Source organism: Pseudothauera lacus, assembly GCF_003034845.1.
GTDB lineage: Bacteria > Pseudomonadota > Gammaproteobacteria > Burkholderiales > Rhodocyclaceae > Pseudothauera > Pseudothauera lacus.
Genome location: NZ_PZKC01000002.1, coordinates 367,299 through 387,537 on the forward strand (window position 1 = coordinate 367,299; position 20,239 = coordinate 387,537).

Below are 20,239 nucleotides of genomic sequence, written 5' to 3' on the forward strand. Positions count from 1 at the left end.
CCGCAAGCCAGTGGCGCGCGCGCGCCGGCACTGTACAATCAATCTCTTGTTCGTGCTGCACCCCGCGGAGTCACAGCCATGCCCCAGTACCGTTCCCGTACCTCCACCGCCGGCCGCAACATGGCGGGTGCCCGCGCCCTGTGGCGCGCCACCGGCATGAAGGACGGCGATTTCGACAAGCCCATCATCGCCATTGCCAACAGCTTCACCCAGTTCGTCCCTGGCCACGTGCACCTCAAGGACCTCGGCCAGCTGGTCGCCCGCGAGATCGAGGCCGCCGGCGGGGTAGCCAAGGAATTCAACACCATCGCGGTCGATGACGGCATCGCCATGGGCCACGGCGGCATGCTGTATTCGCTGCCCTCGCGCGACCTCATCGCCGACAGCGTCGAGTACATGTGCAACGCCCACACCGCCGATGCGCTGGTGTGCATCTCCAACTGCGACAAGATCACTCCGGGCATGCTGATGGCCGCGCTGCGCCTCAACATTCCGGTGATCTTCGTTTCCGGCGGGCCGATGGAGGCGGGCAAGGTGAAGTGGGAGAACAAGGTGCTCTCGCTCGACCTCATCGACGCCATGATCAAGGCCGCCGACAAGAACTGCTCCGACGAGGAGGTCGCCGCCGTCGAGCGCTCGGCCTGTCCGACCTGCGGTTCGTGCTCGGGGATGTTCACTGCCAACTCGATGAACTGCCTCACCGAGGCGCTCGGTCTGTCGCTGCCCGGCAATGGCACCACGCTGGCCACCCATGCTGACCGCGAGAAGCTGTTCAGGGAGGCCGGCCGCCGCATCGTCGACCTGGCCCGGCGCTGGTACGAGCACGACGACGCCACGGCGCTGCCGCGTTCGATCGCCTGCTTCGAGGCCTTCGAGAATGCGATGAGCCTGGATGTGGCCATGGGCGGCTCCACCAACACCGTGCTGCACCTGCTGGCTGCGGCGCGCGAGGCCGGGGTGGATTTCACCATGAAGGACATCGACCGCATCAGCCGCCGCGTGCCCTGCCTGTCCAAGGTCGCGCCGGCGGTGGCCGATGTGCACATCGAGGACGTCCATCGTGCCGGCGGCATCATGGGCATCCTCGGAGAGCTCGACCGTGCCGGTCTGCTCCACCGCGACGTGCCTACGGTGCACAGCAAGACCATCGGTGAGGCGCTGTCGCGTTGGGACATCATGCAGGCCCATGACAAGTCGGTGTTCGATTTCTTCCTCGCCGCCCCGGGTGGTGTGCCCACCCAGGTGGCGTTCTCGCAGAACCGGCGCTGGAACGAACTCGACATGGACCGCGCCCGCGGCGTGATCCGCAACAAGGCCAACGCCTTTACCGCCGATGGCGGGCTGGCGGTGCTGTACGGCAACATTGCCGAGAAGGGCTGCATCGTCAAGACCGCCGGGGTGGACGAGTCGATCTGGAAGTTCACCGGCACCGCACGCGTGTACGAAAGCCAGGACGACGCGGTGGAAGGCATCCTCGGCGAGCAGGTGCAGGCCGGCGACGTGGTGGTGATCCGCTACGAAGGCCCCAAGGGGGGGCCCGGCATGCAGGAGATGCTCTATCCGACCTCCTATCTGAAGAGCCGTGGCCTCGGCAAGCAGTGTGCGCTGCTTACCGACGGGCGCTTTTCCGGCGGCACCTCCGGGTTGTCGATCGGCCACGCCTCGCCGGAAGCGGCCTGCGGCGGTGCCATCGGCCTCGTCGAGGATGGCGACCGCATCGAGATCGACATCCCCAACCGCCGCATCCACCTCGCGGTGAGCGACGAGGAGCTCGCCCGCCGGCGCGCGGCGATGGAGGCCAAAGGTGCCGCGGCGTGGAAGCCGGTGAATCGCCAGCGCGTGGTCTCTGCCGCGCTGCAGGCCTATGCCGCGCTCACCACCAGTGCCGACACCGGTGCGGTGCGCGACGTCAGCCAGGTCCAGCGCTGAGCGTCGCGGGCGCGCCGGCTCAACTGGCCGGCGCGCCCCTTGCCTGATCCTGGTGGCGGGCCAGTTGCTCCGCGCTCCAGGCCATTGCCGCCGCGCGCGTCTCGAAGATCTCGAAAGGGATCAGTCCGGCGTAGATTTCGCGCCACACCCGGTCCATGACGTGATGACCCTCGACATCGGGGGCGATCACGTAGCTCGTGCACACCCGCCTTGACTGGGTGGCGTGGGCAACCGCCCCGGCCTTGATCTGAGCGAGGGCATCGGGTGGACAGATGGCGGCGCCGTGGATCTCGATGATCAGCGCCCACGGTCCGCCTGCGCTCAGCGTGGGCAGATGGTCCTTCATCAGCGTCTGGTAATGGCGGATCAGCTCGATGTTCCACGGCCCGACGATGCGGGCGATGAGGATCTGGCCGTGTACCTCGATGTCGGCCGAGCCGTGCGGACGGAATGTCATCTGAACTTCGCTCCCTGCAACGGCGTTCCCGTCGTGGTGCTGCATGAATGCGCGCCGGCCTGCGACACGCCCTTCGTCCGAGGATAGCGCATCGGCCGCGCTGCGCCGAGGGTTCAGTGCCGCTGCCTGCCGGAAGCGTCTGCGCCGGGTGGCCGACCGATGCCGTACACCGCCGTCGCCAGCCCGTCCACCAGCTCGGCGCAGCGGCTGTCGCGGTCCCACGGCAGCAGGATGACGGCGTTGACCACACTGAGGCTGGCGAGCTGATGCGGTACCCCCCAGCCGTGGCGCAGATGGCCACTGCCGATCAGTGCCACCACCACTGCCCCCTGATGTTCGGCGCGTGCCGCGACAATGCCTTCGGCCATCGCGCGATCCCACAGCAGCTGCGCATCGACGAAGCGCGCGGCGGCGGCCGCGTCGTCGCTCGCTGCCGGGTGGTGGGCGCGGCGGATATCCTGCAGCCAGGCGCGGTAGGCCGGCGGTGCCGCGCTCGGACGTCCCACGCCCTCGCGCCGCTCGGGCGCCACGCCGTCGTAGCCGGCGCGCCCGACCTCGCGCACCAGCGCCCGCTCCACGTTCAGCGCGCGCAGCGCAATGCGCCGCTCGCGGGCGAAGCGGAAGATGTCCATGTACAGCTCAGCGTCCATGCGCCACACCTTGGCCCAGTCACTGCGGGTAAGGAATTCCGCCTCGTCGAGCTCGCCGCGCACCCAGGCATCGAGCGCCGGCTGTACGCGGCGCGGGAACATTTCCAGCCCGATCACCAGCGTCGCACCGCGGGCATGGAGCGCCGTGATGGTGTCGAGCTGCCAGCGGTGGTGGGCGGCGCTGTCGTGACGTTCGCCGAGCAGCACCACCGCGGCGTCGGCCAGCTCGTCGATCAGCGTCGCGCCGTCAACCGCACCAACGCCCGGACGCACCCAGCCGCCATCGGCGACGCAGGCCGCGCCAAGCGCCGAAGGCGCCGGGGGCATCACGCCAACGCAGGCAGTAAGGGCGAGGACGGTGAGCCAGGGGGCGGCTTTCATCGGGTAGCTTCCGCAGACGGCATGCAGCTGCGACCCCCACGCGGCACAGGGGTTCATTCGCCGGCGTCGACGGTGCTTGCGCCTTCTGCCGGGAAGCGCGATGCTGCTGTTTTTGCACTGCGGCAAGGGCCGCGTGCAGGGCGCTGTGGAGAGTGAAATGAGCCTGAGTCTGTGGATTGCCTTTCTGGTCGCGGCCATCGTCATTGCGGTATCGCCGGGGCCGGGCGCTGTGCTGTCGATGGCAACCGGGCTGCGTCATGGCTATGGGTCCGCGCTGCGGGCGATCTGCGGGCTGGAGCTGGCGCTGTTGCTGCAGTTGGGGGTGGTCGCCCTCGGCCTCGGGGCGGTGCTGGCGACCTCGGCGACGGCCTTTGTGGTGCTCAAGATCGCCGGTGCCGCCTATCTGGTCTGGCTGGGGGTGCAGAAGTGGCGCGCGCGCCCGGAGGCGGTGGATGACGCCGCCGCGCAGCAGCGGCGCGGCGGGCTGGTGCTGCAGGGACTGCTGGTCAACCTGACCAACCCCAAGGCGATCATCTTCATGGCGGCGCTGGTGCCGCAGTTCATCAATCCGCGCGAGCCGCAGCTGCTGCAGTTCGTCATCATCGGCGCCACCATGGTGGCGGTCGATACCGTGGTGATGTCGTGCTATGCCGGCCTGGCGACGCGCTTCCGTCCGCTGTTGCGCAATCCGCGCGCGCTGCGCCTGCAGAACCGCGTCTTCGGCGGGCTCTTCGTCGGCGCCGGGGCGGCGCTGGCGGTGTCGTCGAAGTAGGGTTCAGTCGGCCTGCAGGCCTTCCAGCAGGGTTGCGAGGTTGCGCCGCATCATCGTCAGGTAGTGCGGCGCCGGGCCGTCGGCGGCCGACAGCGCGTCGGAATACAGGGTGCCGCCGGCACGGGCGCCGCTTTCTGCGCGGATGCGCTCGAGCAGGCGGGGGTCGGAGACGTTCTCGATGAACACCGCGGGCACTTTTTCCGTGCGGATCAGGCGGATCAGCCGCGCGATGCCCAGGGCGCTCGGCTCCGCACCGCTGGCGACACCGTGGGCGGCGAGGAAGCGGATGCCGTAGGCGCGCTCGAAGTAGGCGAAGGCGGCGTGTGAGCTGACCACCTTGCGGCGTTCTTCCGGCAGCGCCGCGAGCGCCGCGCGGATGTCACCATCGAGGGCGGCGAGTTCCTCGTCGTAGCGTGCGGCGTTGGTGGCGTAAAGCTCGGCGCCGGCGGGGTCGGCAGCGCTCAGCGCGGCGGCGATGTTGCGCACGTACTGGCGCACGTTGGCGACATCCTGCCAGGCATGGGGGTCGAGGTCGCCGTGATCGTGGTGATGGCCATGGTGATGGTGGTGTGCCGCCTTCAGTGCGTCGATGCCGGCGCTGGCGACCACCACCGGCCGGCGCTGGCCGGCAGAACGTGCGAGGCGCTCGATCCAGTGGTCGAAACCGAGACCGTTGGCGACCACCAGATCGGCGGCGCCGACCAGGCGGGCATCCGAAGGGCGGGGCTGGAAGCCGTGCGCATCCTGATCGGGGCCGACGAGGGCGTGGACCCTGACGCGCTCACCGCCGACCTGGGCGACGAGGTCGGCGAGGATGGAAAAGCTCGCCACCACCTCGATGCGCTCGGCACGTGCGGGTTGGGCGATGAGGGCGAGGGTGGCGGTGGCAAGGGCCAGCAGGCGCAGCAGCTTGGAGATCATGGCGGGTCGGTACAGGGTCAGGATTCGAGGTGCTTGCGCACCGGCAGGCGTCCGGCGAGCAGGCCGCCGGGGGCGAGGAGCAGCGAGACGAGGTAGGCCAGCCCGCACATCAGCACGATCGCCGGGCCGGCGGGGACGTCGGCGTGGAAGGACAGCAGCAGCCCGGCCACTGCGCTGGCAAAGGCGATGCCCACCGCGCAGGCGAGCAGGGCGCCGAGGCTGCGTGTCCAGATCCGCGCGGCTGCGGCGGGCAGGATCATGATGCCCACCGCCATCAAGGTGCCGAGGGCGTGAAAGCCGGCCACCAGGTTGAACACCACGAGGATCAGGAAGCCGTAGTGGGCCACCGGCGAGAGGCGGCTGACGCCGCGCAGGAAGGCGGGATCGAAGCACTCCAGGGTCAGCGGCCGCAACAGCACGGCGAGCGCCGGCACGGTGAGGCTGGCGATGGCGGCGATGAGCAGCAGCGAGTGGTCGTCGAGGCCGAGCACCGAGCCGAAGAGGACGTGGAGGAGGTCGAGGTTGTTGCCGCGCAGCGAGACGATCATCACCCCGGCGGCGAGCGAGAGCAGATAGAAGGTGGCGATGCTGGCATCTTCCTTGAGCACCGAGGCACGCGTCACCACCCCGGCGGCCAGTACCACCACCAGGCCGGCGACGATGCCGCCGACGGTCATCGCCCCCAGCGAGAGGCCGAAGGCCAGATAGCCGAGCGCGGCGCCGGGCAGGATGGCGTGGCTCATGGCGTCGCCCATCAGGCTCATGCGGCGCAGCAGCAGGAACACCCCCACCGGGGTGGCGCCCAGCGCCAGTGCCAGGCAGCCCGCCAGCGCGCGGCGCATGAACTCGAAGTCGATGAAGGGCTGGACGAAGAACTCGATCACGAATGCTCCTCGTCCTCGCGCCGGCACACCGCGGCCTGTTCGTCGAATGCTTCGGAGAGCTGGCGCGCGCGCGCCAGCAGGGGTTCGGTGAGCACCTCCGCGGTGGGGCCGCAGGCCACCGCCTCGCGTGCCAGCAGCAGGCAGGTGGGAAAGTGGCGGCGGACATGATCGAAGTCGTGCACCACGGTGAGGATGGTGCGCCCCTCCCGCTGCCACTGCAGCAGTGTGGCGGTGAGATCTTCCACGGTGCGTGCGTCGAGTGCGGCGAAGGGTTCGTCGAGGAGGATCAGCGCGGCGTCCTGGAGGATCAGGCGGGCAAAGCGTGCGCGCTGCAACTGTCCGCCCGACAGCGAACCCACCGCGCGGCGCGCGAAAGCGCTCAGTCCGACGGCTGCGAGGGCGGCCTCGATACGGTGCAGGTGGCTGTGGCGCAGCTTGCCGAAGGGGCCGATCTCGCGCCACAGGCCCATCGCCACCATGTCGAAGACGGAGATCGGAAAGGCCTGGTCGAGATCGCCGCGCTGCGGCAGGTAGGCGAGGGTGGCGCGCGCCGCGGGATCGACGAGAATCTGTCCGCCAAGCGGGCGCAGTTCGCCGGCAATGCCCTTCAGCAGCGTCGACTTCCCTGCGCCGTTGGGGCCGACCACCGCCAGCAGGCTGCCGGCGGGGATGTCGGCGCTGAGGTGGTGGACGGCCGGGTGGCGGTCGTAGCCCAGGGTGAGGTTGTCGAAACGCAGCATGCCGGGCGGGTTCAGCGCAGCGCCCACAGCACCACCGCCCACAGCGCGGCGACGCAGCCCAGGCTGATCGCCAGACGCGCGCCGAGCCCACTGGTGAGCAGGCCGGCCGCGGGGCGGGCGTGGTGGGAATGGGATTTCATCGGGGAGGCTGGCGGCGGGAAGGGGATGAATGTTGCAACGCAGTTGCGTCAAAGGCAAGGGAGGGGTTCAGCTGCGGTTGCATTCCGCACAGGCGCCGTGCAGCACCAGTTCCGCCTGTGCCAGGCTGAAGCCGGGCGGCAGGGCGCCGGCGAGGGCAGGGGCGACTTCCTCCATGCAGGTCACGCGGCCGCAGCGCTGGCAGTGGAAATGGGCATGGTGATGGCCGTGGCGATCCACCAGTTCGAAGTTCCATGCCCGTTCGCTGCCGGCGATGCGCGTGGCGATGCCCTGCTCCACCAGCCATTCGAGGGTGCGGTAGAGGGTGACGCGGTCGAAGGTCTCGCCCCCTTCCTCCAGCGCACTGGCGATGCCTTCGTGGCTGAGCGGGGTGTGCGCGCTGCCCAGCACTTCAAGAACCGCCACCCGCGCACGGGTGACGCGGCCGCCATGGGCGGCAATCAGTTCGCGGGCGCTGGGGCGGGTGTCGGGCATGGCGGGCGGGGGCGATTTGCGATTGCTGATGCAACATTGTAGCATTTGTGCGGTCGGCACCTCGTCGAACATAACCCCGCGCTGCAGCCTTGCCAAGGTGTGCGGCGTGTTTGCGACCCGCCTTCATACGACCACGGAGTGATATCACATGAACAGACTGCTGCCGGCGCTGCTCGCGCTTGCCCTGAGTCCTGCCGTCATGGCCCACGGTGCTCACGAACACGGCGTTGCCGATCTGGAGGTGGCCGTCGACGGCAGCCAGCTGGCGATTGCCCTGAAGACGCCGCTCGACAACCTCGTCGGCTTCGAGCACGAGCCCCGCACTGCGGCGCAGAAGAAGGCCCTTGCCGATGCCGAGACCCGTCTGCGCGACTTCCCCGCGCTGTTCGTGCTGCCGGCGGCGGCAGGCTGCGCGCTCACCGACGTCAGCGTGGAATCGCCGTGGCCGCAGGGCGACCACGGCCATGCTCACGATCACGGTCACAAGCACGACGACCACGGCCATGATCATGGCGCGCACAGCGACATGCACGTAGAGTACGTCCTCGAATGTGCCAACCCTGCCGCCCTCAACGAACTGCAGTCGCGCCTCGGCGAAGCCTTCCCGCGCATGGAGCGGGTGCGCGTGCAGAGCGCCACGCCGCGCGGCCAGGGTTCGGCAACACTGACGCGGACGCGCAACAAGCTGCCCCTGTGAGTCAATGAATGCACCCCCGGCGACCCCCGCGGTCGCGCCTGCCGTCGCCCTGCAGCAACTGTCCTACACCTGGCCGCGGGCGACGGCGCCCTGCCTGTTGATTGAGGATTTCGTCCTCGCCGCCGGCGAGCGGGTGTTCCTGCACGGCCCCAGCGGCAGCGGCAAGACCACCCTGCTGTCGCTGATCGGCGGTGTGCTCGATCCCCAGGCTGGCAGCGTCAGCGTCCATGGGCAGGTGCTGGGGCCGTTGCGCGGCGGGCGCCGCGACCGCTTTCGCGCCGATCACATCGGCTTCGTCTTCCAGCTCTTCAACCTCATTCCCTATCTCTCGGCGCGCGACAACATCCTCCTGCCGTGCCGTTTTTCCGCGGCCCGGCGTGCGCGGGTGGCGGGCGCCGGCACCACGCCGGCCGCTGAGGTGGCGCGCCTGGCCGCGCGCCTCGACCTCGACGGTGCGCTGCTCGAACGCCCCGCGGCGGAGCTCTCGGTAGGGCAGCAGCAGCGTGTCGCCGCCGCCCGCGCGCTGATCGGCCGTCCGCCGCTGGTGATCGCCGACGAGCCGACCTCGGCACTCGATGCCGACCGTCAGCGCGGTTTTCTCGACCTGCTTCTTGCCGAGTGCAGCGCCGCCGCCGCCGCGCTCCTCTTCGTCAGCCACGATGCCCGCCTCGCCGAGCGTTTCGACCGCCGCGTGGCGCTGGCGGAGATCAACCGCGCGGGCGGAGTGCAGCGATGAAGTTCGCAGTCTGGCACCTGACCTGGCGCAGTCTCCTCAACCGCCGTCTCACCGCGCTGCTGACGGTGATCTCGGTGGCACTGGCGGTCGCCCTGCTGCTCGGCGTCGAGCGCCTGCGCCACGACGCCCGCGCCGGTTTTGCGTCCACCATCTCCGGCACCGACCTCGTCGTCGGCGCGCGCAGCGGCCCCGTGCAGCTGCTGCTGTATTCGGTGTTCCACATCGGCAACGCCACCAACAATGTCTCCTGGCAGAGCATCGAAGGCATCGCCGCACTGCCCGACGTCGACTGGGTGGTGCCCATCGCGCTGGGGGATTCGCACCGCGGCTTCCGCGTCGTCGGTACCTCCACGGCGTACTTCGAGCACTACCGCTATGGCCGCGGCCATGGGCTGGAGTTTGCTGCCGGCCAGCCCTTCGCCGACATCTTCGATGCCGTGGTCGGTGCCGAGGTCGCCGAGCGTTTCGGCTACCGCGTCGGCCAGCAGATCATCGTCAGCCACGGCGCCGGCGAGGTCAGCTTCGCCCACCACGACGACAAGCCCTTCACCATCACCGGCGTGCTGGCGCGCACGGGCACGCCGGTGGATCGTTCGGTGCTGGTCAGCCTCGAAGGCATCGAGGCCATCCACGTGGACTGGGTGGGCGGAGCCCGCATGCCCGGGGTCAACATCGCCGCCGAGCATGTGCGCAAGTTCGACCTCAGCCCGAAGAGCGTCACCGCCGCACTGGTGGGCCTGAAGTCGCGCGTTGCGGTGTTCCGCGTGCAGCGCCAGATCAACACCTGGGCCGACGAGCCGCTGCTCGCCGTGCTGCCCGGCGCCACCCTGCAGGAACTCTGGGGGGTCATCGAGATCGCCGAGCGTGCGCTGCTGGCAGTGTCCGCGCTGGTGGTGGCGGTGGGGCTCGCCGGCCTGGTGGCGGTGGTCATCGCCAGCCTCGGCGAGCGCCGTCGCGAACTGGCCATCCTGCGTGCCCTGGGGGCCAGCCCCGGGCAGGTGTTCCGGCTGCTGGCGCTGGAGAGCGCCTTCCTCGGCCTCGCCGGCTGCATTCTCGGTATCATGCTGCTCAGTGCCACGGTACTGGTCGTCGGGCCGTGGCTGGAGGCCAGCTATGGCCTGCCGCTGAGTGCCGGGTGGCCAACGCCGGCGGAGTGGCGCCTGCTCGGCGCAGTGCTCGCCGTGGCCCTGCTCGCCAGCCTGGTGCCGGGGTGGCGGGCCTACCGCTACTCGCTTGCCGACGGCATGACCATCCGGATCTGACATGAAACTGCGTCCCGCCCTCCTTACCGGCCTGCTCGCGCTCCTCGCCGCCGTCCCGCTCCTCGTCTGGCTGCTGCCCGATGCGCAGGCGCAGCGCGGCGCGGCGCCGGCGGCGCAGCCCGCCTATCAGGTCGGCGACCGCCTGAACCCCGCCCAGCGCGCCGGCAGCGATACCTTTACCGAGATCGAATGGGACGACCTGCTGCCGCCCGAATGGGACCCGCAGGCACTCTTCGCCGACGTCAATCTGGACGAGATGCTCGACAGCGACCCGCGCGCCATCGATCTCATGCGCCGCCTGCGCGAAGAGTGGGACCGCGCTCCGGTGGTGGAGAAGATGAACGGCCGCCGCATCCGCATCCCCGGTTTCGTCGTCCCCCTCGAAGGCGATGGCGGAACCATCCGCGAGTTCCTGCTGGTGCCCTATTTCGGCGCCTGCATCCACGTGCCGCCGCCGCCGGTCAACCAGCTCATCCACGTCATGCCCGACCAGCCCATCCCGGCGAAGTGGAACATGGTGCCGGTGTGGGTGAGCGGCATCCTCACCGTCGCCCGCATCGACTCCGCCCTCGGCAGCGCCGGCTACCAGCTGCGCGGCATCAAGGTCGAGGAATACGTCGATACCGAGCCCCTGCCCGAGTGAGGCAGGGCGGCTACCCGGCGCTGCGCGGCAGGCTTTTCAGGATGGTGCGCACCGGCGCCGGCAGCGCGGCAGCGTCTACAGTGTCGAGCGCCAGCCAGCGCAGCGTGCCGTCGCCGGCGAGCGTGGCAGGGGCGCGCAGGTCGACCAGCCAGGGGCGGATCTCCAGCACGAAGTGGGTGAAGGCGTGGGTGAGCGCCGGCAGGCTTGCCGCCGCAGGCGCTGCGCTGCCAAAGCGCTGTGCGGTCCATGCCGCGGCGCCGCCCGCGCCCGCCTCGGGCAGGGCCAGCAGGCCGCCCCAGATGCCCGCGGGCGGGCGCTGTTCCACCAGGACGGCGTTGCCCGCACGCACCACCACGACATCGGCCTGCCGCCGCGGCACCGCCTTGCGCGGGCGCGGGGTGGGCAGTTCGGCGCAGCGCCCGTCGCGCCGGGCGACGCAGTCGGCGGCCAGCGGGCAGCGTGTGCAGGCCGGTTTGCTGCGCGTGCATACGGTCGCGCCGAGATCCATCTGCGCCTGGATGTAGCGCCCGGGGTCGCGCTCGGGGAGCAGTTCGGTGGCCAGCGCCCACAGCGTCTGTTCCACCGCACGGCTGCCGGGAAAGCCCTCGATGCCGAAGGCGCGGCAAAGCACGCGTTTGACGTTGCCGTCGAGGATGGCGGCGCGCTCGTCGAAGCAGAAGGCCGCAATCGCCGCTGCGGTGGAACGTCCGATGCCGGGCAGCGCGGCGATCGCGGCGGCAGTGCGCGGAAAGATCCCGCCGTGCTCTTCCATCACCACCTGCGCGGCCTTGTGCAGGTTGCGCGCGCGGGCGTAGTAGCCCAACCCGCTCCACAGCGCCAGCACGTCCTCCTGAGGGGCTGCGGCGAGATCGGCAAGGGTCGGGAAGCGGGCGAGGAAACGCCCGTAATAGGGCATCACGGTGTCCACCTGGGTCTGCTGCAGCATGATTTCCGACAGCCACACCCGGTAGGGGTCGCGGCTGTGTTGCCAGGGCAGGTCGTGGCGCCCGTGGCTGGCCTGCCAGCTCATCAGGCGGCTTGCAAAGTCTTGCTTGGACAAGGGGTTTTCCTGTTGTTGCGGTGCAGCAAAGAGTCGACGGAAGCGGTCTTCGGGGCGATAATCCGCAATTCACCCAAATCACGGCCGGGTGTTCAGCCCTGCGCCGCACTCCGGACGCTCATGTCAGCCCAGAACTACTATACCCACGAAGACTTCACCCGCAATTTCCGCAACGCGCTGGGCATGTTCGCCACCGGTATCACGGTGGTCACCACCCGCGCCGCCAATGGCGCGCCGGTCGGCCTGACGGTGAATTCCTTCAACTCCGTGTCCCTCGATCCGCCGCTGGTGCTGTGGAGCCTGTCGGCCCACCTGCCCAGCCTGGCGGTGTTCGAAGCCTGCGAATACTACGCCATCAACGTGCTGGCGGAAGATCAGCAGGAGCTCTCGCAGCGCTTCGCCAGCCGCAGTGACGACCGCTTCGCCGGCCTGGAGTTTGACGAGGGGCTGGGCGGCGCGCCCTTGCTGCGTGGCTGCTGCGCGCGTTTCGAGTGCCGCAACACCCAGCGCCACCCGGGCGGCGATCATGTGCTGTTCGTCAGCGAGGTGGTCAACTTCGATCGCGAAGACCGCCCGCCGCTGCTCTTCCATGGCGGGGCCTACCGGCGCCTGGCGCCGTGAAACGGCATGCCGTACAAGCGACACGGGAGGTGGCCATGGCCACCTCCCGTGTCGCATCGGCCGGGGCGATCAGGCCCCCAGAAAGACGGCTCCCGCGCCCGCGATGAAGGCGCCGGCGGCGCGTTGCAGGCGCTGCGCCCACAAGGTTTGCGGCACCCAGCGGCCGACGAGATAGCCCGCACCGTGCAGTGCCGCGGTGGCCAGCGCAAAGCCGGCCGCGTAGGTCGCCAGCGTACCTTCGCCCATTTCGGCATGGTGGGCGTGGCCGTGGAACAGCGCGAAGGTCGCCACCAGCGGCAGCGCGGCGGCCACCGGCAGGCGCGCGGCGAAGGCGATCAGGAGACCGAGCACCAGCACCGAGGTGGCGATGCCGGCCTCCACCGCAGGCAGCATGATGCCCAGGGCACCCAGCCCTGCCCCCGCCAGCATGGCAAGGACGAAGGCCGTGGGCAGTGCCCAGCGCTGCCGCCCCGACTGGCGGGCGGCGTACAGGCCGACCGCAAGCATGGCCAGCAGATGGTCGAAGCCGCCCAGCGGGTGGCCGAGTCCGGAGAAGAAACTGGCCTGTTCGTGGCCAGGGTGGGCCAGGGCGGTGCTGCTGGCCAGGACCAGGCCCAGCGTGATCAGCGTACGGTTGGGGTTCATGCTGCCTCCTGAGATGCTTGGACGGGGTGGATAGGTGCTAACAAGTTGCGTGCCAGCCTTGTGGCGGCCTCCCGCGCAGCGAACCGGCCGGCCGGACACCTCGTTGCTGGATGGGAACTTGCCGGGCGGGTTGGTGCAGCGGTCAGAGCCTGTCCGCTCATGGCGGTGCCGTGAGCGGCAGTTCGATCACCAGTTCCGCGCCGCCTGCGGGGTGATTGCGCGCGGAGAGCTGGCCGCCGTGGCGTTCGACGATGCCGTAGCTGATCGACAGCCCCAGCCCGGTGCCCTTGCCGACCGGCTTGGTGGTGAAGAAGGGGTCGAAGATGTGGGCGAGGTGGTGTTCGGCGATGCCCGGACCATTGTCGTGAAAGCGGATCATCACCCGGGCGTCGTCGATCGTGGCCTCGATGTCGAGCCACGCCGCGGGCAGTTCGGCGGTGGCGTCCCAGGCGTTCTGCACCAGGTTCATCATCACCTGCTGCATCTGGCCGGGCGAGCCGCGCACAGGAATCTCCGCCGGCAGGCGGACCTGAACGCGGAAGCCCTCGCGGGTGACCTTGCACACCCAGCGCACCGCGCGCTCGATGATCTCGGCGAGATTGAAGCACTGCTGCTCGTCGCGGTCGATGGCCGAGAAGCGCTTCAGGCCATCCACGATGTCGCGGGTGCGCTCGGCCCCTTCGATGGTGCCTTCGATCAGCGGCGGCAGGTCGGCGACGATGCGGTCGATGCGCAGTTCGGCGCGCAGTGCGGCGAGTCGCTCGGGCGCCTCGCCGGCGTGCAGCGCGCCGAGGTAGGACTCCAGGCGCGCGGCGTAGCGCTGCAGCGCATGGACGTTGCCGAGGATGAAGCTGATCGGGTTGTTGAGCTCATGCGCCACCCCGGCCACCAGGCGGCCGAGCGAAGCCATCTTCTCCGAATGCAGGAGCTGCTGCTGGGTACGCTTGAGGTCCTCGTGGGCTTGCCGCAGGGCCTGGTAGGCGCGCCGCAGCTCGCCCACCGGACGGCCGGTGACCACCATGCCGAGCGACTTGCCCACGGCGTTGTAGCGCGGCGTGCAGTTGAGCGACACCGGCACGGTACTGCCGTCGCGCGCGCGCAGCGGCAGCTCGCAATCATGCACGCCGGCCTCGCCATAGAGGGTGAGCAGGTGGCGCGCCTGGGCGCGCGCGACATCGTCGGCGAAGAGGTCGAACACCGAACTGCCGCGCAGTGCGGCCAGCTCCTTGCCGGTGAAGTCGAGCAGGGAGCGGTTGACGTCCTCGATCAGGCCGTTGCGGTCGCACACCACCAGGATGTCGGACATCGAGGTCAGCACCGAGAGGATGAACTGCTGCGATTCCTCCAGCTTGGCGTTCTTCTGTTCGAGGGCGACCTCGTACTGCAGCAGGTCGGAATACACCTCGTCCATCTTGTGGATGACATCCATCCACACGTCCTCGCCGACGCCCACCAGTTCGCCGGGGTGGCCGGTGTGCTGCAGCGGGGCGGGGGGCTTGGGGGGCGTGCTCATCGGGCGTAGTGTAGGCTGCTCAATGCACGGTGCATACCATGCAGGGGTCGAAGGAGCGCACTACGTGCTGTACCGCCAGCGGTACGCGGGCGTCGGCAGCGGGCAGGCCGACGAGCGCCTGTTCGAGCGCGCCGGGGGTGCCGGCGGCGTCGCGCGGCGAGAAGTTCCAGGTCGTCGGGGCAATGATCTGGTAGCTGGCGATGCGCCCGTGGCGGATCACCAGCCAGTGGCCCAGCGCGCCGCGCGCGGCCTCCACCAGGCCGCAGCCGATGGCCTCGTCGGGTAGTGCGCCCTGCGCGCAGAAGGCTTCGCCCGGTTGCAGGGCCTGCACCCAGCGTTCCATCGCCGGCAGCACGCGGGCCAGTTCCAGCAGGCGGCACACCACGCGGGCCAGCACGCTGGCGCCGTCGCGCGCCACCAGATCGCGCGCCAGCGGGTGGCCGTCCACCATCTGGCGGGCCAGCGCGCCGCATTCCACCACGCGGCCGGCCAGGCGCGGCGCCTTGCACCAGGAGTAGGCGCCGTCCTTGTCGGCGTCCGGTTCGGTCAGCCCGCGCCAGGGGTGGCGGGCCTCGCCCTGCATCCAGGCATGGCTGAGGTCTTCGCGGATCTCGTCGGGATCGAAGGCGGCCACCGCAGCGCTTTCCGGTTGCCACACCCCGCGCGCGAACAGCGGCGAGCCGCCAAGCGGATAGGCGCCGCTACTGAGGAAGCGGTCGGTGGCGCGGCCGATGCGGGCCAGGTCGAGATCGTCGGCAATTTCCAGGAACAGGCGCAGGTCGGAACTGGCCGGCGCGCGTGCCGCGGCCCAGGCGCCCAGCGCAGCGGCCGAATCGAGCCCAGCGATGGCTTCCAGCGTGTCGCCGAAGGTGTGGCGTTCGAGCCAGCGGCGGAACTCGCGCAGCAGCGCGTACAGGCGGATCTTCTCCGCCGCGCTCACTGCGCGCGTCGAACCGCCCGGCTGCAGGCTCAGGGTGTGCGGCCACTTGCCGGCGAGGATGCCGGTGAGCTGCAGGAAGGCTGCGCGCGCCGGTACGGCTTCGGCCGCCGCCGTGCCCCGCACCGCCTTGAAGCGCGCCTGCGCGGCGTCGAACCAGGGCCGCCCGGCATAGGCATCGCGGGCAAAGTCCGGCATGAAGAAAAGGTAGAAGTGGGTGAAGTGGTCGGCCAGGTTCTCCGCCGCCAGCACCAGGTTGGCGGCCAGTTCGCCATTGGCCGGCACCGCCAGCCCCATCGCCTCGCGCAGCGCAGCGGCCGCCGCGGCCGACTGCGACACCGAGCAGATGCCGCAGATGCGCGGCACCAGCACCAGCGCATCGCGCGGGTCCTTGCCGCGCAGGATGTGTTCGAAGCCGCGGAACAGCGGGGAGTTCACATAGGCCGCCGCCACCCGGCCGTCGGCGACCTCGAGCTGCACCTCGAGGTCGCCTTCGACGCGGTTGAAGGGGCCGAGAACGATGCGCTCGCCCATGCTCACTTCAGCCCCGTGCGGCGGATCGCCGGCGTGACGGTGAGGTGGTCGCTCACCGCGTTGTCGCGCACCCGCCGCGGTGTGGCCGATTTGGACAGTGCAGCGAGCGCGACGAACCAGGCCTTGGGCATGTCCGAAGGCAGGCCGATGGGGATGCCGGCCACCTTGGGGGTTTGCACGAAGGGGTGGCCGGGCTCCTCGAAGCCCGGCTCGGTACAGGAGATGCACGCATAGCCGCCGCGCGTGCACGAGCCGCCGCCGTTCCACGGCCGCAGGTTGCAGTCGGCGTGGGCCTGGGTGCCCTTGCAGCCCATGTTCTCCATCAGGCAGCCCTGGTCGGAAGGCTTCTCCGCGCTGGCCTTGAATTCGTAGTACTCGTTGCGCGCGCAGCCGTGATGCACCAGCTGGTCGGCGAAGAAGCGCGGGCGGGCGAGGGCGTCGAGCGCGTCGCCGTCGAACTGGCCGAGCGCCAGCGCCATCAAGGTTTCGATCACCCAGCCGGGGTGGGTCGGGCAGCCGGCGACGTTGATCACCGGCAGACCTGCGGTGGAGCGGTAGGCGGCGCCAAGCAGGCCGCCCGCGGCTTCGCCGTCATACTGCAGGCCGCAGGCCCCGGCAGGGTTGGAGCCCGCGGCGGTGACTCCGCCCCATGCCGCACAGGAGCCGATGGCCAGGGTGTAGCGCGCCCGCGCGGCGAGTTCGCGTACCCAGGCGATCATCGGCTTGCCGCTGCCACCGAGGACGTGAAAGCGCCCGCTGCCGTCGGGGCCGCGCAGCAGCGCGCCCTCGACGCAGAGCAGGTCGATCGGGGTTTCGCCGGCGGCGCAGGCGGCGAGCAGGTCAAGCGCCTCCGCGCCGCTCTCTTCGGACAGCGAGGGGTGCCAGAGGATGCGGATGCCGGCGTCGGCGAGGCTGCCGAGCAGGTCGCTGGAATCGGCGCACAGCAGCGACATCGTGCAGCCGCCGCAACCGCCGGACTGTAGCCAGAGCAGGTTCATGGGTGTATTGAACCACCGCAGGGCGGAAATTGCGATGCCGCTCAGGCGCGCTCCAGCCCGTAGCGCGCCAGCTTGGCACGCAGGCCTACGCGCGACAGTCCGAGCTCCTGCGCGGCGCGGGTCTTGTTCCAGCGCAGGCGGATCAGCGCCTCCTTGAGGATGCGCGCCTCCAGCGCGTCCAGCCGGGTCTTGAGATCGCCCTGCAGGCCGTCGATCAGTTCCAGCGCCGCCTCCTGTTCGCTCTCCGCAGCGCGCAGCACGCGCGCGCTGAGGTGGGCGGCGGAGAGCGTGTCGCCGTCGGCCAGTGCCGCCATGCGCAGCACCTCGTTGCGCAGTTCGCGAACGTTGCCAGGCCAGCGCCAGGCGGTGAGGCAAGCGACCAGCTCGCGCGACAGCGGGGCGAAGCGGCGGCCGAGGGCGGCGCCGGTTTCGTCGGCCAGGCTCTGCGCGATCAGCGCAATGTCCATCGGCCGCTCGCGCAGTGGCGGCACGTGCAGGGTGAAGGCGGCGAGGCGGTAGTAGAGATCCTCGCGGAAGCGTCCGGCGCGCACCTCGGCTTCCAGGTCGCGGTTGGTGGCGGCCACCACGCGCACGTCCACCGCCTGGGTGCGGCTGCTGCCCAGCGGGCGGATCTCGCCTTCCTGCAGGGTGCGCAGCAGCTTGACCTGGAAGGCGGCGGAGGTCTCGCCGATCTCGTCGAGCAGCATGGTGCCGCCGTCGGCCTGCCTGAACAGACCCACGCGGTCTTCGAAGGCGCCGGTGAAGGCGCCGCGCTTGTGGCCGAAGAGCTCGGATTCGAGCAACTGGTCGGGCAGGGCGCCGCAGTTCTCCACCACGAAGGCCTCGCCTGCTCGCGGGCTGTCGAAGTGCAGCGCACGCGCCAGCAGCTCCTTGCCGGTGCCGGATTCGCCGGTGAGCAGCACCGGGATGTCGAGCGCGGCGAGGCGCTCGACCATGGCGCACAGCGCGTTCATCGGCGAATCGGGCGCGCGCACCAGGCGGTCGAGGGCGTAGCGTTGCGCCAGCTGGCCGCGGCGTTCGCCCGCGCGTGCGGCGAGCACCGGTGCGGAAGCCTTCAGGTCCACCGCCAGGCGCTGGTTCTCGGCCTGCAGGCGGGAGAGTTCGGCGGCGCCGCGCAGGGTGAGCAGCAGTTGTTCCGGCTGCCAGGGCTTGAGCAGGTACTGGTAGATGCCGGCCTCGTTGACCCCGGCGATGATGTCCTCGGAGTCGGTGTAGCCGGAGATGATGATGCGCACCGCGTCCGGCCAGCGCTCGCGCACCTCGCGCAGCAGGGCGACGCCCGAGGTGCCGGGCATGCGCTGGTCGGTGAGCACGATCTGTATCCACTCGCGTTCCAGGATGGCCAGCGCCTCGTCGGCGCCGGAGGCGGTGAACACCTCGAAATCCTCGTCCAGGGTGCGGCGCAGCGCTTCTTGCGAGCGCACCTCGTCATCGACCACCAGCACGGTAGGCAGGCGCTTCAGCATGCGGCGGCCTCCATGGTGGCCTGCCAGCCGGGTTCGCGGTGGCGGGCGAGGTGGCGCGGGGTCCAGGAATGCGGTGTCTTCATCACGAAGTGGTAGCGGGCGACGTGGTAGCTGGGGTCGAAGCCGTAGAAGTTACGCCGCATGGCGGCGAGTTCTTCGGCGCGGTAGGCGGAAAGAGGCTTGGCGGTCTCGTCGGCGGCGCGGCCTGCGGCCTTGGCGGCGATGCGGTCTTCGATGGCGGCGGCGGCGAGTTCTTCGGCATGGCGCTGCAGTCCGGCTTCGAAGGCCTCGACGGTGCCGCCGAACACGCGGTCGACGAGGCCGCGTTCGGCCGCCAGACGTGCGGTGAGCGGCAGGCGTTCGCGCATGATGCGTGCCGCACCTGCCTCGCCGACCCGGCGCGGCAGCAGATAGGTCCAGTACTCCGAGCCGAACAGGTTGCCCATGTTCTTGTAGTGCGGGTTGAGCACCACGCCGTCGCGCGCCCACACCTCGTCGCAGGCCAGCGCCAGGAAGCAGCCGCCCGCGCCGGCATTGCCGCGCAGGGCGGCCACGGTGAGGCGGTCGGTGGTCTCCAGCAGCGCCAGGCAGAGGTCGTCGATGGCGTTGATGTTGCGCCAGGATTCGTCGGCCGGCGATGCGGCGGCCTCGATGCGGCCGAGGTGGATGCCGTTGGACCAGAAGTCGTACCCGCCGCTGAGTACCAGCACCTTGGTCGGGCGGGCGCGCGCGGCGTGCACTGCGGCGGTGAGGCGCTCGCATTCGGGCGTGCCCATGGCGCCGTTGTAGAAGTCGAAGGCGAGGAAGCCGATGCGCCCGTCGGCCGATTCGCGGTAGGAAATGTCCGGGTAGGCGGGCTGCGCGCCGGCCAGTTCCGGCAGGCCGGCGGCCTCTGCGGCGAAGGCCAGCGCGGCCGGCAGCTTGAAGGGGTGGGCGTGGTCGGCGCGGCGCACGTGGCCGATCCATACGCTGGCATCCCGCGTGGCGCGCAGCACGGCGTCGTGGCGGCGGCCGACCACCGTGCCGGGCGTGGCGTCCGGGATGCGCGGGCCGGGGTGGGCGTCGAACAGCCGGCAGGGCTGGCCGAACAGGGTGTCGAGCACGCCGGGAAAGCCGTCGGCGGCGTGCACGCGGGCGAGGATCTCGCGGGTCGACATGGTGGCCCAGTCGAGCGCGCGCTCGGCTTGCGTCATCGGCGCGTGCGGGCGGCCGCGTACCGCCGGGTCGGCGTAATCCTGCGTGCGCGGCTGCCAGCGCCCGGCGCGCCAGTCCGGGTAATGCGCCAGCGCCTCGCGCACTGCGGTCAGTGCGGCGGTGGTGACTTCATTGCGGTAGGTGCTGGCCTTGGTGGCGCCCGCGCGCAGGGGGAATTCGGCATGCGCCCACACCGGGCCGGCGTCCATTTCGGCCTCGGCCTGCAGCACGGTCACGCCCCAGTCGGCGAGCCCCTGCTGGATGGCGTGGTCGAGCGCCGCCGGGCCGCGGTCGCCGACGATGCCCGGGTGCACGATCAGCGTCGGCACGCGGCGCCACACCGATTCCGGCACCGCGCGCTTGAGGAAGCTGGCCAGCACCAGCTCCGGGGCGAACAGCGCCACGGCCTCCTCGGTGACGCTGTCGGCGATGTCGAACTCCACCGAGAGCTCGTGGCCGTCGGCGATGAGTTCCGCATGCAGGCGCTGGGTGAGGCTGTTGAAGCTGTGGGTGAGGATGAGGATGCGCATGGCGGGGTACGCTCC

The 20,239-nt window shown here is 70.3% G+C and carries 21 protein-coding genes; 7 read left to right on the forward strand and 14 right to left on the reverse strand.

Annotated features, from left to right (window positions below):
- Window positions 1-78 precede the first annotated feature (78 nt).
- A complete protein-coding gene (gene ilvD, locus C8261_RS03720) occupies window positions 79-1,929 on the forward strand; it encodes a dihydroxy-acid dehydratase (RefSeq protein WP_107492309.1) in 1,851 nt (616 codons plus the stop codon).
- 19 nt (window positions 1,930-1,948) lie between these two features.
- Here ilvD and C8261_RS03725 read toward each other — a convergent pair whose 3' ends face one another.
- Together C8261_RS03725 and C8261_RS03730 are read right to left on the reverse strand one after the other, a co-directional pair.
- Complete coding sequence (locus C8261_RS03725; protein WP_146161640.1) at window positions 1,949-2,386, reverse strand: hypothetical protein; 438 nt, start codon at window positions 2,384-2,386, stop codon at window positions 1,949-1,951.
- A 113-nt stretch (window positions 2,387-2,499) separates the two neighbouring features.
- A complete protein-coding gene (locus tag C8261_RS03730; RefSeq protein ID WP_219905124.1) occupies window positions 2,500-3,417 on the reverse strand; it encodes a ChaN family lipoprotein in 918 nt (305 codons plus the stop codon).
- A 157-nt stretch (window positions 3,418-3,574) separates the two neighbouring features.
- On the opposite strand from C8261_RS03730, the gene rhtB reads away from it, so the two are divergent.
- On the forward strand, window positions 3,575-4,189 hold the full coding sequence (gene rhtB, locus C8261_RS03735; protein WP_107492374.1) for a homoserine/homoserine lactone efflux protein: 615 nt from the start codon (window positions 3,575-3,577) through the stop codon (window positions 4,187-4,189).
- Between the two features lie 3 nt (window positions 4,190-4,192).
- On the opposite strand, the gene C8261_RS03740 is transcribed toward rhtB, so the two are convergent.
- The 5 genes from C8261_RS03740 to C8261_RS03755 all read right to left on the reverse strand — a co-directional run bounded on the left by C8261_RS03740 (window position 4,193) and on the right by C8261_RS03755 (window position 7,367).
- On the reverse strand, window positions 4,193-5,110 hold the full coding sequence (locus C8261_RS03740; protein ID WP_107492311.1) for a metal ABC transporter solute-binding protein, Zn/Mn family: 918 nt from the start codon (window positions 5,108-5,110) through the stop codon (window positions 4,193-4,195).
- A 17-nt stretch (window positions 5,111-5,127) separates the two neighbouring features.
- Window positions 5,128-5,952, reverse strand: a complete 825-nt coding sequence (locus C8261_RS03745) for a metal ABC transporter permease (RefSeq protein WP_181358837.1) — start codon at window positions 5,950-5,952, stop codon at window positions 5,128-5,130.
- 38 nt (window positions 5,953-5,990) lie between these two features.
- Window positions 5,991-6,734, reverse strand: coding sequence for a metal ABC transporter ATP-binding protein (locus C8261_RS03750; protein ID WP_107492375.1), 744 nt, complete (start codon window positions 6,732-6,734; stop codon window positions 5,991-5,993).
- Window positions 6,735-6,745: 11 nt separating this feature from the next.
- Complete coding sequence (locus C8261_RS17705; protein WP_268987167.1) at window positions 6,746-6,874, reverse strand: hypothetical protein; 129 nt, start codon at window positions 6,872-6,874, stop codon at window positions 6,746-6,748.
- Between the two features lie 67 nt (window positions 6,875-6,941).
- Entirely contained in the window at window positions 6,942-7,367 is a 426-nt protein-coding gene (locus tag C8261_RS03755) for a Fur family transcriptional regulator (RefSeq protein ID WP_107492313.1), read from the reverse strand.
- Window positions 7,368-7,515: 148 nt separating this feature from the next.
- Between C8261_RS03755 and C8261_RS03760 the strand changes: the two genes are divergently transcribed.
- The 4 genes from C8261_RS03760 to C8261_RS03775 are packed head-to-tail and all read left to right on the forward strand — an operon-like array spanning window position 7,516 to window position 10,705.
- The gene (locus C8261_RS03760) at window positions 7,516-8,064 is read left to right on the forward strand and encodes a DUF2796 domain-containing protein (RefSeq protein ID WP_107492314.1); all 549 of its coding nucleotides are present in this window, start codon (window positions 7,516-7,518) and stop codon (window positions 8,062-8,064) included.
- Between the two features lie 4 nt (window positions 8,065-8,068).
- Window positions 8,069-8,800, forward strand: a complete 732-nt coding sequence (locus C8261_RS03765; protein WP_107492315.1) for an ATP-binding cassette domain-containing protein — start codon at window positions 8,069-8,071, stop codon at window positions 8,798-8,800.
- Window positions 8,797-10,062 carry an ABC transporter permease gene (locus C8261_RS03770; RefSeq protein ID WP_107492316.1) on the forward strand — a complete coding sequence of 422 codons (1,266 nt, stop codon included), beginning with the start codon at window positions 8,797-8,799 and terminating at the stop codon, window positions 10,060-10,062. The genes C8261_RS03765 and C8261_RS03770 overlap by 4 nt, the downstream gene beginning before the upstream one ends.
- 1 nt (window position 10,063) lies before the next feature.
- Entirely contained in the window at window positions 10,064-10,705 is a 642-nt protein-coding gene (locus C8261_RS03775; protein ID WP_107492317.1) for a DUF3299 domain-containing protein, read from the forward strand.
- Window positions 10,706-10,715: 10 nt separating this feature from the next.
- On the opposite strand, the gene mutY is transcribed toward C8261_RS03775, so the two are convergent.
- Window positions 10,716-11,765 (reverse strand): A/G-specific adenine glycosylase, encoded by a 1,050-nt coding sequence (gene mutY / locus C8261_RS03780; RefSeq protein WP_268987168.1) that lies wholly within the window; start codon window positions 11,763-11,765, stop codon window positions 10,716-10,718.
- 120 nt (window positions 11,766-11,885) lie between these two features.
- Here mutY and C8261_RS03785 point away from each other — a divergent pair, with 120 nt between their 5' ends.
- Window positions 11,886-12,386, forward strand: coding sequence for a flavin reductase family protein (locus tag C8261_RS03785; RefSeq protein WP_107492318.1), 501 nt, complete (start codon window positions 11,886-11,888; stop codon window positions 12,384-12,386).
- A gap of 69 nt (window positions 12,387-12,455) precedes the next feature.
- Here C8261_RS03785 and C8261_RS03790 read toward each other — a convergent pair whose 3' ends face one another.
- From C8261_RS03790 to C8261_RS03815, 6 genes are all read right to left on the reverse strand, one after another.
- Window positions 12,456-13,031, reverse strand: a complete 576-nt coding sequence (locus C8261_RS03790; RefSeq protein WP_107492319.1) for a HupE/UreJ family protein — start codon at window positions 13,029-13,031, stop codon at window positions 12,456-12,458.
- Between the two features lie 157 nt (window positions 13,032-13,188).
- Complete coding sequence (locus C8261_RS03795; RefSeq protein WP_107492320.1) at window positions 13,189-14,544, reverse strand: sensor histidine kinase; 1,356 nt, start codon at window positions 14,542-14,544, stop codon at window positions 13,189-13,191.
- 19 nt (window positions 14,545-14,563) lie between these two features.
- Window positions 14,564-16,015: a nickel-dependent hydrogenase large subunit gene (locus C8261_RS03800; protein ID WP_107492321.1), complete on the reverse strand. Its 1,452-nt coding sequence runs from the start codon at window positions 16,013-16,015 to the stop codon at window positions 14,564-14,566.
- Between the two features lie 2 nt (window positions 16,016-16,017).
- Entirely contained in the window at window positions 16,018-17,013 is a 996-nt protein-coding gene (locus tag C8261_RS03805; protein ID WP_107492322.1) for an NADH-quinone oxidoreductase subunit B family protein, read from the reverse strand.
- A gap of 41 nt (window positions 17,014-17,054) precedes the next feature.
- Window positions 17,055-18,500: a sigma-54-dependent transcriptional regulator gene (locus C8261_RS03810; protein ID WP_107492323.1), complete on the reverse strand. Its 1,446-nt coding sequence runs from the start codon at window positions 18,498-18,500 to the stop codon at window positions 17,055-17,057.
- Window positions 18,494-20,224, reverse strand: a complete 1,731-nt coding sequence (locus C8261_RS03815) for a hydrogenase maturation protein (RefSeq protein WP_107492324.1) — start codon at window positions 20,222-20,224, stop codon at window positions 18,494-18,496. Before C8261_RS03815 ends, C8261_RS03810 begins: the two co-directional genes overlap by 7 nt.
- Between the last annotated feature and the right edge of the window lie 15 nt (window positions 20,225-20,239).